General features: G+C 19.8%; 16 protein-coding genes and 1 other RNA gene. 15 read left to right on the top strand and 2 right to left on the bottom strand.

Translation table 11 applies throughout. The annotated features are described in order from the left end of the window. Positions 1 to 679: 679 nt before the first annotated feature. The 3 genes from pyk (at position 680) to ssrA (ending at position 3304) form a co-directional block, all read left to right on the top strand. Positions 680 to 2122: a pyruvate kinase gene (gene pyk / locus AB4W47_RS00270; protein WP_367670650.1), complete on the top strand. Its 1443-nt coding sequence runs from the start codon at positions 680 to 682 to the stop codon at positions 2120 to 2122. A gap of 321 nt (positions 2123 to 2443) precedes the next feature. Then, positions 2444 to 2908: an SsrA-binding protein SmpB gene (gene smpB / locus AB4W47_RS00275; RefSeq protein WP_367670651.1), complete on the top strand. Its 465-nt coding sequence runs from the start codon at positions 2444 to 2446 to the stop codon at positions 2906 to 2908. Positions 2909 to 2927: 19 nt separating this feature from the next. Further along, positions 2928 to 3304: a transfer-messenger RNA gene (gene ssrA / locus AB4W47_RS00280) on the top strand. Positions 3305 to 3401: 97 nt separating this feature from the next. Here ssrA and groL read toward each other — a convergent pair. After that, positions 3402 to 5060, bottom strand: coding sequence for a chaperonin GroEL (gene groL / locus AB4W47_RS00285; protein ID WP_367670652.1), 1659 nt, complete (start codon positions 5058 to 5060; stop codon positions 3402 to 3404). Positions 5061 to 5096: 36 nt separating this feature from the next. Then, positions 5097 to 5390 carry a co-chaperone GroES gene (locus AB4W47_RS00290; protein ID WP_367670653.1) on the bottom strand — a complete coding sequence of 98 codons (294 nt, stop codon included), beginning with the start codon at positions 5388 to 5390 and terminating at the stop codon, positions 5097 to 5099. Between the two features lie 634 nt (positions 5391 to 6024). Between AB4W47_RS00290 and ndhC the strand changes: the two genes are divergently transcribed. The 12 genes from ndhC (at position 6025) to AB4W47_RS00350 (ending at position 19488) form a co-directional block, all read left to right on the top strand. Further along, entirely contained in the window at positions 6025 to 6402 is a 378-nt protein-coding gene (ndhC, locus tag AB4W47_RS00295; protein ID WP_367670654.1) for an NADH-quinone oxidoreductase subunit A, read from the top strand. Positions 6403 to 6451: 49 nt separating this feature from the next. After that, positions 6452 to 7126, top strand: coding sequence for an NADH-quinone oxidoreductase subunit B family protein (locus tag AB4W47_RS00300; RefSeq protein ID WP_367670655.1), 675 nt, complete (start codon positions 6452 to 6454; stop codon positions 7124 to 7126). A gap of 38 nt (positions 7127 to 7164) precedes the next feature. Continuing rightward, a complete protein-coding gene (nuoC, locus tag AB4W47_RS00305) occupies positions 7165 to 8961 on the top strand; it encodes an NADH-quinone oxidoreductase subunit C/D (protein ID WP_367670656.1) in 1797 nt (598 codons plus the stop codon). 35 nt (positions 8962 to 8996) lie between these two features. Continuing rightward, positions 8997 to 9485 (top strand): NADH-quinone oxidoreductase subunit NuoE, encoded by a 489-nt coding sequence (gene nuoE / locus AB4W47_RS00310; protein WP_367670657.1) that lies wholly within the window; start codon positions 8997 to 8999, stop codon positions 9483 to 9485. Further along, on the top strand, positions 9482 to 10816 hold the full coding sequence (gene nuoF / locus AB4W47_RS00315) for an NADH-quinone oxidoreductase subunit NuoF (protein ID WP_367670658.1): 1335 nt from the start codon (positions 9482 to 9484) through the stop codon (positions 10814 to 10816). Before nuoE ends, nuoF begins: the two co-directional genes overlap by 4 nt. Positions 10817 to 10921: 105 nt before the next feature. After that, a complete protein-coding gene (gene nuoG, locus AB4W47_RS00320; protein WP_367670659.1) occupies positions 10922 to 13648 on the top strand; it encodes an NADH-quinone oxidoreductase subunit NuoG in 2727 nt (908 codons plus the stop codon). Then, a complete protein-coding gene (gene nuoH / locus AB4W47_RS00325) occupies positions 13645 to 14619 on the top strand; it encodes an NADH-quinone oxidoreductase subunit NuoH (RefSeq protein ID WP_367670660.1) in 975 nt (324 codons plus the stop codon). The genes nuoG and nuoH overlap by 4 nt, the downstream gene beginning before the upstream one ends. 19 nt (positions 14620 to 14638) lie before the next feature. Further along, positions 14639 to 15181 carry an NADH-quinone oxidoreductase subunit NuoI gene (nuoI, locus tag AB4W47_RS00330; RefSeq protein WP_367670661.1) on the top strand — a complete coding sequence of 181 codons (543 nt, stop codon included), beginning with the start codon at positions 14639 to 14641 and terminating at the stop codon, positions 15179 to 15181. A gap of 11 nt (positions 15182 to 15192) precedes the next feature. After that, positions 15193 to 15711 carry an NADH-quinone oxidoreductase subunit J gene (locus AB4W47_RS00335; RefSeq protein ID WP_367670662.1) on the top strand — a complete coding sequence of 173 codons (519 nt, stop codon included), beginning with the start codon at positions 15193 to 15195 and terminating at the stop codon, positions 15709 to 15711. 15 nt (positions 15712 to 15726) lie between these two features. After that, positions 15727 to 16029 (top strand): NADH-quinone oxidoreductase subunit NuoK, encoded by a 303-nt coding sequence (gene nuoK, locus AB4W47_RS00340; RefSeq protein WP_367670663.1) that lies wholly within the window; start codon positions 15727 to 15729, stop codon positions 16027 to 16029. Beyond that, on the top strand, positions 16026 to 17870 hold the full coding sequence (locus tag AB4W47_RS00345) for an NADH-quinone oxidoreductase subunit L (protein WP_367670664.1): 1845 nt from the start codon (positions 16026 to 16028) through the stop codon (positions 17868 to 17870). Before nuoK ends, AB4W47_RS00345 begins: the two co-directional genes overlap by 4 nt. A gap of 106 nt (positions 17871 to 17976) precedes the next feature. Then, positions 17977 to 19488 carry an NADH-quinone oxidoreductase subunit M gene (locus AB4W47_RS00350; RefSeq protein ID WP_367670665.1) on the top strand — a complete coding sequence of 504 codons (1512 nt, stop codon included), beginning with the start codon at positions 17977 to 17979 and terminating at the stop codon, positions 19486 to 19488. Positions 19489 to 19519: the final 31 nt, after the last annotated feature.

Here is a 19519-nt window from a genome sequence, read left to right on the forward strand (position 1 = left end):
AATTAAATATACAAAAATTAAATTTTATTAAAAATTTTTTTAAAAAACATTATTACAATATTTTATTATTATTAATAATAAATTTAAGTATATATTTAATATTTTTTTAAAAATTAATTTATTTATTAAAAATTAAAACATATAATTATTTTTTTTTAAATTTTTATAAAATAATTAAAATATTTAATATAAATATTATTGATATATAAAATAAATTTATATTAATTAATAAAAAATTTTAATTTTTTATAAATTAATATTTTTATATTTAAAATTTTTAATTTTTTATTTAAAAAAATATTAATTAATTTTAATTAAATTATATATATTTTAATTAATTATTAATTTATATATTTTATATATAAATATATATATTTATAAAAATTTTTTATAAATTATTTATTAAAAAATTAAATAAATTAAAAATTTAATATAAAATTTTATTTAAAAAATAATAATATAATTTTTAAAAAAAATATACTAAAATTATTAAAAATAAAAAATAATTTTTTAATTTTTTAAAAATAAAAAAATATATATTTTAAAAAAATTATTTTAATAAAAATTTTAATATAAATAATTTAATATGTATTTATTATAAAATTTTAATATTTTTTAAAAATTATTTTTTTATATAAAAATTAAATTTAATAATTTTTATAAATTAATAGAGTTAATTATGAAAAAAGAAATTAGAAAAACTAAAATTATTGCTACATTAGGACCATCTAGTGATAAAAAAAATAATTTAGAAAAGATTATTATTTCTGGAATTAATGCTGTTAGACTTAATTTTTCACATGGAAATTATAAAGATCATATTTTAAGAGCAAAAAAAGTTAGATTTATTGCTAAAAAATTAAAAAAATATATTTCAATTATAGGAGACCTTCAAGGACCTAAAATTAGATTATCTACTTTTTATAAAAAAAAAATTTTTTTAATATCTGGAAAAAAATTTATTTTAGATTCTAGAATAAAACCTAAAAAAGGAACTGAAAAAATTGTAGGAATTGATTATAAAAATCTTCCAAATGATATATTACCTGGAGATATATTATTATTAGATGATGGAAAAATTCAATTAAAAACTTTAAAAACAAATAAAAAATATATAGTTACTAAAGTAATTGTAGGAGGAGAGATTTCTGATAATAAAGGAATTAATAAATTAGGAGGTGGATTATCTGCAAAATCTCTTACTAAAAAAGATAAAAAAGATATTTTATTAGCAGCTAAAATTAAAGTAGATTATTTAGCAATATCTTTTCCAAGAACTGGAGATGATATTAAATATGCTAAAAAATTATTATATAAAGCAGGAAGTAATGCTAAAATTATTGCTAAAATAGAAAGAGCAGAAGCTGTTTCTTCAAAAAAATCTATGGATGATATAATATCATCATCGGATGTAATTATGGTAGCAAGAGGAGATTTAGCTATAGAAATAGGAGATTCAGAATTAGCAAGAGTACAAAAAGAAATAATTTTTCGTGCAAAAAAATACAATAAAATTGTAATTACTGCTACACAAATGATGGAATCTATGATAAAAAACCCAATACCAACAAGAGCAGAAGTAATGGATATATCTAATGCAGTATTAGATGGTAGTGATGCAGTTATGTTATCAGCAGAAACTGCAAGTGGTAAATATCCAGTTGAAACAGTTCGTGCAATGTCTAATATATGTAAAGGATCAGAAAAAATATACAAAAATAAATTTAAAAATTGTTTAAAAAAAAATATTAAAGATTTTCAAAAAATTTTTATTTTATCTATTGCATATACTACAAATTATTTAAATAAAATTTCTTCAATTATTATAACAGTATCATCAAAAAAAATTATACGTATAATATCTAATATTTCATTAAATATACCTATATTTGTATTATCAAATAATAAATATTTATTAAATATAATTACATTATATCGTGGAGTTATTCCAATTTTTTTTAATAAAAAAATAAATGATCTTAAATCTTTAAATAAATCTTTATTTTTTTTAAAAAAAGAAAAATATTTATTTACTGGAGATTTATCTATAATTATTAGAAATGAAAAATTAGAAAATATTAAAAAAAATTTTTATAATATTAATATAATTAATATTGATTAATATTTATTATATAAAATATATATCTTTATATATTTTTTTCTAAAAAAATTATAAATAAATTAATTATTTAATTTTTATTATTAATAATATAAAATATTTATATTTTAAATTTTAAAAAAAATAAATTTTTAATTAATAATTTTATTTGATTTTTAATTAAAATTATTTTAAAATTATTCAAAAAAATATTTTATAAATTAAATTATTTTAACTTTTTTATATAAATAAAAAATATAATATATTTTATAAAAAATTAATATTTTTTATAAAATTTTAAAAATTAATTTAAATTTCTTATATAAGAAATTTCTTAAAAATTAAATGAATAATAAAAGTATTACTAAAAATAAAAGTGCTTATTATAAATATTTTATTGAAAAAAAAATAGAATCTGGATTATTACTTAAAGGATGGGAAGTAAAATCTTCAAGAGCAAATAGAGTTGATATTAAAAATAGTTATATTTCTATTAAAAATAATGAAGCTTTTTTATTAGGAGCAAATTTTAATCCATTAATAAATCATTTTAATTTAAAAGAATACGATTATATTCGTACTAGAAAAATTTTATTAAATAAAAGTGAATTAATATTTTTAAAAAATCAAATAAATATTAAAAAAAAAACTATTATTGCACTAGAATTATATTGGAAAAAATGTTGGATTAAATTAAAAATTGCAGTTGTAAAAGGTAAAAAACAATATGATAAACGTATGTCTATTAAAAATAAAGATTGGAAAATAGAAAAAAAACGTATATTAAAAAATAAAAATAATTTTTTATAAAAATATTAATAATAAATTTGGGGCTGATTATGGATTCGACTAAATTTACAAAATCTATAATGCATGTCGAGGTAAGGTTGGACTCGTAAAAAACCTTAAAAAATAATTGCAAATAAATTGAAGTACGAATCTGTTGCAATGGCAGCTTAAATCAGTAAAAACTGAAGATTCCCTCTTTTCATAATTTTTCTTTAAATTAAGAAATATAGAGGTTATAATTAAAGAAAAACGTTTTAAAATTTTACTTTTTTATAAAAACGTTTAAAACTTAAAAAGTTAGATTATTTTTTGTGTGTCTTTCCACATATTAATTGAAATATAAAAGATTGTACTAAACATGTAGATTTATAGAAATAGAAATTTTGGACGCGGGTTCAAATCCCGCCAGCTCCATAAAAATTATAAATAAAATTTATATAAAAAAACCCGGAAATTTTTCCGGGTTTTTATATATAAAAATATAATAAAATTTTTTAATTTTATATAAAAAATTTTACATCATTCCATTCATTCCACCCATTCCACCCATTCCACCAGATCCACCAGTTCCACCTAAATCAGATTTATCTTCTTTATTAGGAAGTTCAGTTATCATACATTCTGTTGTAACCATTAAACCAGCAATAGATGATGCATATTGTAAAGCTAATCTTGTAACTTTAGTAGGATCAAGTATACCAAAATCAATCATATTTCCATATTCTTCTGTAGCTGCATTATATCCAATATTTCCTTTACTTGCTTTAACTTTATTGGTTATAACTGAAGGTTCTTCTCCAGAATTTTCTACTATTTGTCTTAAAGGTGCTTCCATTGCTCTTCTTGCAACTTTAATTCCAACATTTTGGTCTTCATTTTCTCCTCGTAAGCTTTCAATTTTATTAGCTACACGAATTAACGCTACTCCACCACCAGCTACTACTCCTTCTTCTACTGCTGCACGAGTAGCATGTAAAGCATCTTCTACTCTAGCTTTTTTTTCTTTCATTTCTACTTCAGTTGCTGCTCCTACTTTTATAACTGCAACACCACCAGCTAATTTAGCTACTCTTTCTTGTAATTTTTCTTTATCATAATCTGAAGTTGCTTCATCTTTTTGTTGATTAATTTGAACAACTCTATTATTAATATCTGATTTTTTACCAATACCATCTATAATTGTTGTGGTATCTTTAGTTATTAAAATACGTTTTGCTTGTCCAAGTTCTTCTATTGTTGTTTTTTCTAAATCAAGACCAACTTCTTCAGCTATAACTGTTCCATTAGTTAATATAGCTATATCTTCTAACATAGCTTTTCTTCTATCACCAAATCCTGGAGCTTTAACTGCAGCTACTTTAACAATTCCTCTCATTGTATTAACAACCATAGTTGCTAGTGCTTCTCCTTCTACATCTTCTGCTATAATTAATAAAGGTTTACTAGATTTAGCAACAGATTCTAAAATTGGTAACATTTCTCTTATATTAGAGATTTTTTTATCTACTAATAAAATTAATGGATTATCAAGTTCTACTGTTCCAGTTTCTGGTTTATTTATAAAATAAGGAGAAAGATATCCGCGATCAAATTGCATTCCTTCAACAACATCTAATTCATCTTGTAACCCAGATCCTTCTTCAACAGTAATAACTCCTTCTTTTCCTACTTTTTCCATTGCTTGTGCTATTAATTTTCCTACAGTTGCGTCTGCATTTGCAGAAATAGTTCCAACTTGAGCAATAGATTTTGAATCAGAACATGGAACAGAAATATTTTTAAGTTCTTTTACTGCAGCAATTACTGCTTTATCAATACCACGTTTTAAATCCATTGGATTCATTCCAGCTGCAACTGCTTTTAATCCTTCTTTTACTATAGAATGAGCTAAAACAGTAGCTGTAGTTGTTCCATCTCCAGCAGAATCATTTGCTTTAGATGCTACTTCTTTAACCATTTGTGCACCCATATTTTCAAACTTATCTTCAAGTTCAATTTCTCGTGCAACAGATACTCCGTCTTTAGTTATAGCTGGAGCTCCAAAAGATTTATCTAATACAACATTTCTTCCTTTTGGACCTAAAGTAACTTTTACTGCATCAGCTAGTATATTTACACCACGTAGCATTTTTATACGAGCATCATTACCAAATTTTACGTCTTTAGCTGCCATATAATGTATCCTTTAGTTCAGTTAGTTAAGCGCCGATTATTTTTCAATAATTGCTAAAACATCACTTTCAGACATTATTAAAATTTCTTCGTTATCGATTTTTTCTGATTTTATATTATATCCATCATTAAAGATAATAGTATCGCCAATTTTTACATCTAAAGATTTGACTTGACCATTTTTTAATATACGACCTTTTCCAATTGCTAAAACTTTTCCTCTAGTTGATTTACCAGCTGCAGATCCAGTTAAAACAATTCCGCCTGCTGATTTTGATTCAATTTCTTGACGTTTTACAATCAAGCGATCATGTAATGGACGAATTTTCATTTATAACTCTCCTATTAGAAAGTTTATTTATTGTTTTATAAAAAATTTAAAAATTTTAAATTTATATATTATATATCTTTACTTACAATTAAAAGATTGGGGCAAATTATATTTGCTTCAAGGGGTATTTAAAAAATTTTATATATTTTTATTATTAATAAATAAATAAAAAATTAAACTAAATATAAATAATATAATAAAATTTTTTAAAAAATTTATTATTTTATTATTATACCATTACATTATATATGTATACTATTAAAATATTTAAAAAATAATATATTTTTATATATAAAATTTATATATATTTTTAAATATATTAAATAAAATTTATTAGTTTATATAATATATATAACTTTTATATATTAATATATAAAAAATTAATTAATAAATTTTATTTAAATAATTTTATTTATTTAAATAAATATTTTAAATTTTAAAAAAATTTTAATTATTAAAATATATATAATTAATATATATGTTTTTAATAAAAATTTATATTTTATTTCTTTTTTTTTAAATAAAAGATATAATATATATAAATTAAATAATAAATAATTTTTTTTAAAAATTTTATTTATTTTTTTTAAAAATTTTTTTAAATATATTTAAAATATTATAAATAATAACTTATATGCTTATATCTAATCAACTTTTATCTTTTATATTTTTTTCTTTAGGTACATTTTTTATATCTATAATTATGATATTAATAAGTTATTTTTTAGGTGGAAAATCTGAATCTATATCAAAAAATATTCCATTTGAATCTGGAATAAGTTCAGCAGATCATATTTGTTTAAAATTTTCAATTAAATTTTATTTAATAGCTATTTTTTTTGTTATTTTTGATGTTGAATCTCTTTATTTATATATTTGGACAGTTTCAATAAAAGAAGTAGGTTGGATAGGATTTATACAAATAATAATTTATATATTTATAATGTTAATAAGTTTATTATATATAATAAAATCTAATTTAATGAATTGGACAAAAAAAAATATTTTATAAAAAATTTATATAATATTTATTATTAATAATACTTTTAGGTAAAATATTTATGGATTATACTCTTACTAAAATAGATTTAAATCAAGAAAATAATGAATATCCATTACATAAAAAAAAAAATATTAAAAATGATCCTATAGAACATTATAAAAAAAATATTTTTTTAATAAAATTAGAAAAAATAATTCATAATATAGTTAATTGGAGTAGAAGTAATTCACTTTGGCCTTATAATTTTGGATTATCTTGTTGTTATGTTGAAATGATATCTTCATTAACTTCTGTACATGATATATCACGATTTGGATCAGAAGTTATTAGACCTTCTCCTAGACAATCTGATCTTATGGTTATTGCTGGTACTCCATTTATTAAAATGGTACCAATAATACAACGTTTATATGATCAAATGCTTGAACCAAAATGGGTTATTTCTATGGGTGCATGCGCTAATTCTGGTGGTATGTATGATGTTTATTCTGTTGTACAAGGAGTAGATAAATTTCTTCCAGTTGATATTTATATTCCTGGTTGTCCCCCAAGACCAGAAGCATATATAGAAGCTTTACTTTTATTAAAAAAATCTATAAATAAAGAAAGAAGACCTTTATCATGGATTTTAGGTGATCAAGGTATATATCGTCCTAAAATGAAATCTCAAAAATCTATAAAAAATAAAATAAGAATGAAAATGAATAATTTACGTTCTCCTGAAAATATTTAATATTAATTTTTAAATAAATTTTATGGTATATATAAATTATGAAAGATTTTATTTATAAAAAAAACTCTTCTTTATCTATTAATAAAAAAAAACATATAAAAAATCAAATAATTTATGATATTTATAAAAAATTTAATAAAAATATTTGTACTATACAGGTAATTTGTTCAGAAACTCTTGTAATATGGGTTAAAAGAAAAAATATTTTAAATATACTTAATTTTTTAAAAAATATTAATAAACCATATATTATGTTATATGATTTACATGGAATAGATGAAAGATTAAGAACAAAAAATGTTTTTTATCTTACAAGAGATTTTACAATTTTTTATCATTTAATATCTATTGAAAGAAATTCTGATATTATAATTAAAGTTTCTCTTAAGATAAATGATTTACATATACCTACAATAACAAATATTTTTTTAAATTCTAATTGGTATGAAAGAGAAACATGGGAAATGTTTGGAATTATTTTTGATGGACATCCTAATCTTACTCGAATTCTTATGCCTAATTATTGGAAGGGATATCCATTAAGAAAAGATTATTTATCAAGAGCTACTGAAGTTAATCCATTTAATTTAACAAAAAAAAAAGAAAATAAATTAATGGAATCTCTTGTTTTTAAACCAAAAGAATGGAATTTAAAAGATAAAAAAAATTCAAATTTTATGTTTTTAAATTTTGGTCCAAATCATCCATCAGCTCATGGTGTTTTTAGAATTATTCTTCAATTAAGTGGAGAAGAAATTATTAATTGTATACCAGATATTGGATATCATCATAGAGGAGCAGAAAAAATAGCTGAAAGACAAACTTGGCATAATTATATTCCATATACTGATAGAATTGAATATCTTGGTGGATGTGTAAATGAAATGCCATATATTTTAGCTATTGAAAAAATTGCAGGTATTATTGTATCTGATAGAGTTAAAGTTATTAGAGTAATGTTATCTGAATTATTTAGAATAAATAGTCATTTATTATATATAAGTACTTATATGCAAGATGTAGGAAGTATTACTCCTGTATTTTTAGCATTTACAGATCGTCAAAAAATATATGATATAATAGAATCAATTACAGGATTTAGAATGCATCCAGCTTGGTTTAGAATAGGAGGATTAGCTAATGATTTACCTAATGGATGGAATAAATTTTTAATAAATTTATTAAAATGGCTTCCTAAAAGATTAAAATTATATATGAATTTAGGACTAAAAAATAGTATTTTACAAAATAGATCTATAGGAATAGGATCATATAGATACAAAGAAGCTTTAAATTGGGGAATTACTGGAGCTGGTTTACGTGCAACTGGAATTGATTTTGATATAAGAAAAAAAAGACCATATTCTGGTTATGAAAATTTTGAATTTGATGTTCCAATTGGAAATGGAATTAGTGATTCTTACAATCGTGTTATGATAAAATTTGAAGAAATATATCAAAGTTTAAAAATATTAAATCAATGTTTAAAAAATATGCCTAATGGTCCATTTAAAGCTGATCATCCATTAACAACTCCTCCAGATAAAAATCATTCTTTACAACATATTGAAACTCTTATTCATCATTTTTTAAATGTTTCATGGGGTCCAATTCTTCCTGCTAATGAATCTTTTCAAATGATTGAAGCTACTAAAGGAATTAACAGTTATTATTTAATAAGTGATGGAGGAACAATGAGTTATAGAACTAGAATTCGTACTCCAAGTTTTCCTCATCTTCAACAAATTCCATCTGTTATATGTGGAAATTTAATATCAGATTTAATTGTATATCTAGGAAGTATTGATTTTGTAATGTCAGATGTTGATAGATAATAATTATATTTAAAACTAAATTTATTTAAAATAATATGTTAAAAAAAAATAATGTTTATAATTTAACTAATAAAGAATTAATTAGTATAAAGAAAGAAATGAAATATTATGAAACTTCAAGATCTATTGTTGTTGAAGCTTTAAAAATTGTTCAAAAAAATAGAGGATGGATTTCTGATGAAATAATTAAATCTATTGCAAAAATATTAAATATTTCAAAAACAGATGTAGATAGTATTGCTACTTTTTATAGTCAAATTTTTAGAAAAAAAGTTGGAAAATACATTATAAGATATTGTGATAGTGTTGTATGTTATATTAATGGATACATTAATATTGAAAAAAAAATTTCAAAATATTTAAATATTAATCCAGGACAAACTAGTAAAGATAAAAAATTTACTTTACTTCCTACTTGTTGTTTAGGTAACTGTGATAAAGGACCATCAATGATGATTAATGAAGTTACTTATATGTATTTAAAACCTGATAAAATTAAATATATACTAGGAAAATATATATGATAAAACGTTTATTACGTTTTCAAGAAACACATCCTCTTACATGGAGAATGCGTAATGATAATAAAACAGTTTGGATAAAAGAATATATAAAAAAAAATGGATATAAAGGAGCATTTAATGCTATTTCTAAAATGTCTAAAAATTCAATTATAAATTTAGTAAAAGATTCTAAATTAAAAGGTCGTGGAGGAGCTGGATTTTTTACTGGAATAAAATGGGAATTAATTTCAAAAAATACAAAAAATAATAAATCATATTTAATCTGTAATGCTGATGAAATGGAACCTGGTACATATAAAGATCGTTTTTTAATGGAAAGATTACCACATTTACTTATTGAAGGTATTTTAATAGCATCATTTGCTATTAATTCTACTCGTTCATATATATTTATAAGAGGAGAATATATAAATGCTATAAAATATATTTTTCGTGCTATTAATGAAGCAAAAAATTTTAATTTTTTAGGAAAAAATATTTTTAATAGTGGATTTAATTTAGAAATTGTTATACATAGTGGAGCAGGACGATATATATGTGGTGAAGAAACTGCTCTTATTAATTCTTTAGAAGGAAAAAGAGCAAATCCTAGATCTAAACCTCCATTTCCAGCTAGTGTTGGATTATGGGGAAAACCTACTTGTGTAAATAATGTAGAAACTTTATGTAATTTACCTGCATTATTAGAACATGGTTTAAAATTTTATAAAAATTTAAATAAAAAAAAAAGCAAAGATACAGGAACAAAATTAATGGGATTTTCTGGAAAAGTAAAATATCCTGGAATATGGGAATTTCCATTTGGTATAACTTCTAGAGAAATTTTTGAAGATTATGCAGGAGGAATGATAAATGGTCTTTCTCTAAAAGCATGGCAACCTGGAGGAGCTAGTACTGCTTTTTTAACTAAAAATCATTTAGATGTAATAATGGATTTTGAATCAATTTCTAAAGTAGGTAGTAGACTTGGAACAGCTATTTCAATGGCTATTGATTCTAATACTAGTATTATTTCAGTTGTATTAAATATTGAAAAATTTTTTTCTAGAGAATCATGTGGATTTTGTACACCATGTCGTGAGGGATTACCATGGATAGTAAAAATATTATATGATTTAGAAAAAAAAGAAGGATATAAAGAAGATATAAAAACTTTAAAAGATTTATGTTTTTCATTAAGTCCAGGAAAAACTTTTTGTGCACATGCACCAGGAGCATCAGAACCTTTAAAAAGTTCTATGAATTATTTCATCGATGAATTTAAAAATGGAATTAAAAAAAGTAAAATTTTTAACATTGATAAAATTATTGGAATACAAAAAAATATATAAAAATTAATTTATATATTAAAATTTTTAATAAAATTTTTTAATTATTTTTTTATATTTTATTTTATTTTATTATTTTTAACTTTCAACAAATAAGCAAATTAAATTATGATTACTATTTTTATAGATGGAAATAAATATAAAATTAAAAAAGAAAAAAATATATTAGAAGCTTGTTTATCTGTTGGATTAGATATACCTTATTTTTGTTGGCACCCTATATTAGGGAGTATTGGATCTTGTAGACAATGTGCAGTTAAACAATATATAAATTCTAAAGATACAAATGGAAAATTAGTAATGTCATGTATGACACAAGTTATGAATAAAAGTATTATTTCTATTAATGATTCTGAAGCAAAAACTTTTAGAAAAAATATCATAGAATATTTAATGATTAATCATCCTCATGATTGTCCTATATGTGAAGAGGCTGGTCAATGTCATTTACAAGATATGACAATAATGAATGAACATTATAAACGTAGATATCGTTTTAAAAAAAGAACTCATAATAATCAAAATTTAGGTCCATTTGTTTCTCATAATATGAATAGATGTATAACATGTTATAGATGTGTACGTTTTTATAAAGAATATGCTGGAGGAAGTGATTTAAACGTTTATGGTTTTCATGATAATATATACTTTGGAAGATTAAATGATGGAAATTTAGAAAATGAATTTTCAGGAAATTTAATAGAAATATGTCCAACTGGTGTTTTTGGTGATAAAATTAACTCTAAAAATTATAATAGAAAATGGGATATGCAATTTTCTCCAAGTATTTGTCATCAATGTAGTGTTGGTTGTAATATTTCTCTTGGAGGTCGTCAAGGAGTTTTAAAAAAAATTGAAAATCGTTATAATGGTACTATAAATCATTATTTTTTATGTGACAGAGGAAGATTTGGATATGAATATGTTAATATAAAAAATAAATTTATTTATTCAAAAAAAAATAAAAAAAATGTTTTAATTGAAATTAAAAAAAATGAAGCTATAAAAAAAGCAAGAAATATTTTAAAATTTTCTAAAAGAACAATTGGTATAGGTTCACCAAGAGCAAGTATAGAAAGTAACTTTTCTTTATTAGAATTGGTTGGATATAAAAATTTTTTTTCTGGAATTATAGAAAATGAACATCAACAAACAAATCTTATTTTAAATATATTAAAAAAAGGAGGAATTCATACTCCTTCATTAAGAGAAATAGAAAGCTATGATACAATATTAATATTAGGAGAAGATATAACACAAACCAGTCCAAGAATATCATTAGCTGTACGTCAAGCAATGAAAAATAAATTAATAAAAGAATCAAAAAAAAATAATATTCCTATATGGGATTCTAATTCTATTGAAAATTTAAAAAAAGATAATAAAAATTTTTTATTTATTACTAATACATATAAAACAAAATTAGATGATATTTCTAGTTGGAATTATTATTCTTCAATAGAAGATCAAATAAAATTTGGATTTTCTATAGCTAATCATATAAATAATTCATCTCCTTATATAAAAAATACAAAAAATTATTTAATAAATAAAATAAATTATATATCTAATATTTTATTAAAATCAAAAAAACCTCTTATTATTTCTGGAATGAATTCAGGTAATATTTCAATAATTAAATCAGCATATAATATTGCAAGATCTTTAAAAATTAATGGTAATAATGTAGGAATAGTTCTTTTAGTAAATTATGTTAATAGTTTAGGATTAGCTTTACTTAAAGGAAAGAGTTTAGATAAAGCTGTTTTTTTATCAAAAAATAAAAAAATAGATAGTTTAGTAATACTAGAAAATGATTTATATTATCATCAAACAAAATCATATATTAATAATTTTTTATCTAAAATTAAAAATATTATTATATTAGATCATTTAAAAACAAAAACTTATAAAAAGGGAACATTAAATTTTTCTGTTGCTAATTTTGCTGAAAGTTCAGGAACAGTAATTAATTATGAAGGAAGAGCTCAAAGATTTTTTAAATGTTTAGATTATTATCCATATAATAAAAAAATAAAAATTTTAGAATCATGGAAATTATTAAATTTAATAAATATTAATTTTTTAAAAAAAAATAATTTTTATAAAAATCTTGATGAAATTATAAATAAAATATCATCTAATATTAAAAATTTAAAAAAATTAAAAAATGTATCATTAAGTTCAAATATTCTTTTTAATGGACAAAAGTTATCAAGATCTCCTAATCGTTATAGTGGAATTAGTTCAATGTATTCTACATATAATATAAATGAACCTAAAACATCTCAAGATAAAGATACAATATTTTCTTTTTCTCCAGATATTAATAATTCTCCTGAAATAATTAGAAAAGAAATACCATTTGCATGGTATCCAGGATGGAATTCAAATCAATCTTGGAATAAATTTCAAAAAGAAATAGGAGGACATTTAAAACATGGAGATCCTGGACTTATTCTTTTTAAAAATAAAAATATTAAATTAAATTGGTTTAATAAAACACCTATTAAATTTTTTTATAAAAAAAATCAATATAATATAATTTCTTTTTGGTCTTTATTTGGAAATGATGAAACTTCAAGATATTCTTCAACAATACAAAAAGTTATGATTAAGTCTTATGTTTATATAAATAAAAATGATTTTTCTTGGATGAAATTAAAAAAAAATTCTTTATTATCATTTTATTGTTTAGGAGAAAAAATATATCTTCCTATAAAATTTAATAAAAAAATTAATATAGGTCATATAGGATTATCTATTGGATTTCCTAATATTCCTAAAGTTTTTTTAGGATCAATTGCTAAAAATTTTTTGGAAATTAATATATGATTTTTATAAAAAAAGAAATATTAAATACTAGTTTAAATATATCTAAATCATTATTTTTTTTAGGAGGTATAATTTTTTTTAGTGCATATATGAGTTTCATTGAAAGAAGAATAATTGGTTTTTTTCAAAATAGATATGGTCCAAATAAAGTTGGTTGGGAAGGATCTTTACAATTATTTGCAGATATGTTAAAAATGTTTTTTAAAGAAGATTGGATTCCTGAATTTTCTCATAAATTTTTTTTTATTATTTCTCCTATTATTTCTTTTATTTCATTTTTATTAGTATTTTCTATTATTCCATTAAATAATTATATAACAATTATAGATACTAATATTGGTATTTTATTTTTTTTAATGATGATTGGACTATCTATATATGGAATTATTTTTTCTGGTTGGTCTAGTAATAATAAATATTCTATTATTGGATCTATTAGAGCTACTGCACAAACATTAAGTTATGAAGTTTTTCTTGGTCTTTCATTAATGGGAGTAGTAGCACGTGCTGGATCTTTTAATATTAAAGATATTATTATTTCACAAAAAAATTTATGGAATATAATTCCTCAATTTTTAGGATTTATTACTTTTTTAATATCAGGAATGGCTGCATGTCATAGACATCCATTTAATCAACCAGAAGCTGAACAAGAAATTGCTGATGGATATAGAATAGAATATTCTAGTATAAAATTTGGTTTATTTTTTATAGGAGAATATATAGGAATGACTCTTATTTCTGCTTTTTTAGTAATATTATTTTTTGGTGGAGGATATGGACCATATTTTTCAGGATTTTTTTGGTTTTTTATAAAAACTTTATTTTTTAATATATTTTTTATGATAGTTCGAGCAGCAATTCCATATCCTAGATATGATCAAACAATGATGTTTAGTTGGAAAGTATGTTTACCAATAACATTATTAAATCTTATTGGAACTGCATTTTTTATTTTATATAAAAGTTAAAATTATATGGATAAATTTTATGATTTTTAAAAAAATAATTATAGGATCTATAACAATTTTAAGAAGTATATGGTTAATTATTATTCAATCTTTTAATAAAAGAGAAACAATATTATATCCAGATGTTTCATTAAATTTATCATCTAGATATAGAGGAAGAATTATATTAACAAAAAATAAAAATGGAGATGAAAAATGTGTAGCATGTAATCTTTGTTCTGTTGTATGTCCAGTAGGATGTATTTCTTTACAAAAATCAGAAAAAAAAAATGGTAGATGGTATCCAAAATTTTTTAATATAAATTTTTCTAGATGTATTTTTTGTGGTTTATGTGAAGAAGCATGTCCAACTACTGCAATACAACTTATTCCAGATTTTGAAATGAGTGAATTTAAAAGAAAAGATTTATTATATAAAAAAAAAAATTTATTAATTTCAGGTCCTGGTAAATATCCTGATTATGATTTTTATAAAAAAAGTGGAATAAATTTTTCTAAAAAAAATAAAAAATTATCTAAAAATAAATTTTCTCCAATTAGTGTTAAAAATTTACTTCCTTAAGGTAATTTATTATGTCAATAATATTTTATATTTTTGGTATTATATCTATAATATCTACTTGTATAGTAATTTTTCATAAACATCCAGTTTATTCTCTTTTTTATTTAATATTATCATTAATATCTGTTTCTTGTATGTTTTTTTCTATAGGATCTTATATTGCAGGATCATTAGAAATTATTATTTATGCAGGTGCAATAATGATTTTATTTATTTTTATTGTAATGCTTTTAGATTCTGGAAAAAAAATAAATAAAAATAAATATTTTATTTTTTTAAAAAATAAATATTTATTTTATTTTTTTATTTTAATAATTTTTAATATATTTTTTTATTTTTTAATAAATGAATCATTAAAAAATAAAATTATTTATTTTAATAATATTGAAGCAAAAAATATTGGAATTTCTTTATTTGGACCATATTCAATTTTAGTAGAATTATCTTCTATGTTATTATTATCTAGTTTAATATCAGCATTATATATGGGAAGAAATTTCAAACATTATTTAAATAGTTTAAAAAATTAAAAGAGTAATTTAATAATGATTTTATTATCAAATAGTTTAATATTAATGTTTATATTATTTTCATTAGGAAATATAGGGGTTTTAATTAGAAAAAATATAATTTTTATATTATTTAGTTTAGAAATTATAATAAATTCTTCAGCTGCAGCATTTATAATGGTAGGAAGTTATTGGAAACAAGTTGAAGGACATATAATGTATATTATTATAATTACTACTTCTGCTGCTGAAGCAGGAATTATTTTATCATTAATATTACAAATTAGTTTAATAAATAAAAAATTAAATATTAATGAAATTAGTGAGATAAAAAAATGAATTTATTATATTTAACAATATTATTTCCTTTTTTAGGATTTTTATTGTTAACTTTTTTTTGTAATAAATCTTCTAAAAAATTTATATCTATAATAGGTGTTGGAAGTATTTTTTTATCTTTTATTATATCTTTTTTAGTAACTTTAGATTTTATAAAAAATTCAAAAAAAAATATATATATATATAATCAAAAATTATTTAATTGGATAGATATTAATAATTTTAATATTTCATTAAATCTTTATTTAGATGATCTTTCTATTACGATATTATTAATAGTTATTATTATAGGATTATTAGTTCATATTTATTCAATAAATTATATAAAAATAACAGAAGATTATAGACGTTTTTTTTCATATATGAATTTATTTATTTCTAGTATGATATTATTAATTTTATCAGATAATTTTCTTGTAATGTATATTGGATGGGAAGGAGTTGGTATTTGTAGTTATCTTTTTATTGGATTTGATTATACAAAATATAAAAATATAATTTTTTCTATGAAATCTTTTATTATTACTAGAATTGGAGATTTATGTTTAATTTTTTCTATGATTATTTTATATAATAAGTTTAATACATTAAATTTTACAACTCTTTTTTTAGAAAAAAATCAAGAAATTTTTAAAAATTCTACATCTATTTATATAGCTATGTTTTCAATATTAATTGGTACTATAGGAAAATCTGCACAAATTCCATTGAATACTTGGTTATCTGATGCAATGTCTGCTCCAACTCCATCTTCTGCATTACTTCATTCTTCTACTATGGTTATATCTGGTATATATTTAATATCTAGAATAAACAAATTATTTTTATATTTTCCTAATTTATTATATATAATATCTATTATAGGATCAATAACAATAATTATGACTAGTATTTTTGCTTTATCAGAGAAAAATATTAAAAAAATATTAGCATATTCAACCATGAGTCAATTAGGTTATATTTTCTTATCACTAGGTATAGAAGAATGGTATTTAGCTATTTTACATCTAATAATTCATGCATTTATAAAGTCTTTATTATTTTTATCTTCTGATTATTTAATTAATTTTTATAATAAAGAACAAAATATTTATAAAATTGGAATATTTAAAAATTCTAATTATCTATTATATTTTTTATTTTTATTTGGAGCTTTTTATCTTTCATCTTTTCCATTTATTACTCCTAGTTTTTATTCTAAAGATTTAATTTTATTACAAACATTAGAAAAAAATCATTTATTTTTATTTATAATTGCAATAATAGGATCTTTTTTTACTGTATTATATATATTTCGTATGATATTAATAATTTTTTATAAAAAAGAAAAAATTAATCCTTTTTATATAAAAAAAAAATATATATTTAAAATTTTTTCTTTATTTTTATTAATTTTTTTATCAATTTTTATTGGTCCATGGACAATTCTTCCAATAAACAAATTTTTTATAAAAAATTTGTTTTACAAAAAAAAATTATTTTATATTGAATTAATATCTAGTATATTAATTATATTAGGAATAATAATATCTTATTACATTTGGGGTAGTTCAAAAAAAATATTGATTTTTATAAAAAAAAATAAATTATATAAATTTTTATTTTATTATATTTTTAATCCAAAAAATATTGATTTTATATATAAAAAAATATTTGTTTATCCTTTTTTATTAATTTCAAAATATTTAAAAATTGATCCTATAAATTATTTTATAAATAAAAATATATTAAAAATTTATTCAATAATTAATAAATCAAATAATATTTTAAAAAAAAATATTAGTACATCCTATATATCAATATTTTTAGGATTATTAATAATAATATTTTTATTAATATAAATATATTGATATATTTTATTTAATTTTTAACTTTTTTAATAAAAATTAAATTTATTTAATATTTATTAAATTAAATAAATTTTATATTTTTCAAAGGATTAATTAAATGTTATTGCCTTTATTAATATTCATTCCTTTTATTGGAGGATTAATATGTTGGAAATCTACTTATATTAATAATAGTTTACCATGTTGGATTGCATTAATAAGCATGATAATATCATTATATTTAATAATATTAGAGTGGATTTTTTTACAAAAAAATAATTTTATTTTTCAAAAAAATAATTTTTTTCAATGGAAAGATGAATTTTTTGTTAAATGGATTCCAAGTTTTGGAATAAATTTTCATTTTGCAATAGATGAATTATCATTAATAATGATATCTTTAACTATAATTTTAGGAATAATATCTATATTATGTTCTTGGAATAAAATAAAAAAATTTAATGGATTTTTTTATTTTAATTTATTATTTGTATTAAGTGGAATTATAGGAATTTTTTTATCAATTGATTTATTTTTATTTTTCTTTTTTTGGGAAATTATATTAATTCCTATATCTTTTTTAATTATTTTATATGGTAATAAAAAAAATACAATAAAATATAATATTTTTTCTATAAAAAAATTTTTTATTTATAGTCAATTTGGAAGTTTATTAATGTTAATATCTATTTTATCCTTAGTTATAATACATTATTATTCTACTAAAGTATTAACATTTGATTATGAATTATTATTAAAAACTAAAATGTCAAATTTACATGAATATTTAATAATGATAGGATTTTTTTTACCATTTGCAATAAAAATTCCATTAATTCCATTTCATGGATGGTTACCAAGTTTACATAAAAGCTCTTCTACAAATGGATCAATAGATATATCTTCTTTAATAATAAAGACATCATATTATGGATTAATAAGATTTATTATTCCTATATTTCCTCATGCATCATATAAATTTTCTTTTATAGCTATAATAATAGGAATTTTTAATATAATTTATGGATCTTTTGTTTCTTTTTCACAAAATAATATAAAAAAAATGATTTCATATCTTAGTATATCTCATATGGGATTTTTATTAATTTCTATATATTCTTTTAATCATTTGGTTTATCAAGGTATTATTATACAAATAATTTGTCATACTTTATCTATATGTGCTTTATTTATTATAAGTAGTCAACTATATAAAATAGTTAAAACTAATAATATAAATAAAATGGGAGGTTTATTAAAAGATTTAAAATATATACAAACTTTTTCTTTTTTCTTTATTTTATGTATGATTGGAGTTCCAGGGACTGGTAATTTTATTGGAGAAATTACTATGTTAATTGGACTATATAATATATATCCAATAATAACTATATTAGTTATTTGTGGAATATTTTTTTATTCAATAAATTTATTAAATATGATATTTCGTATATATTATGGGCCTATAAAATTAAATAATTTTATTAAAAAAACTAATATATATGAATATTTAATATTAATTTTTATATCTTTTATTATTATTTTTATTGGATTTTTTCCAAAATTAATTATTGATATTACTTCAATACTTATGAAAAAAACTTGTAATATTGTTTTACATAAATTTTAATTTAATTTTATACATTAAATCATAAGGTTAT

The sequence above is a fragment of the Sodalis-like secondary symbiont of Drepanosiphum platanoidis genome (assembly GCF_964059955.1).
GTDB lineage: Bacteria > Pseudomonadota > Gammaproteobacteria > Enterobacterales > Enterobacteriaceae.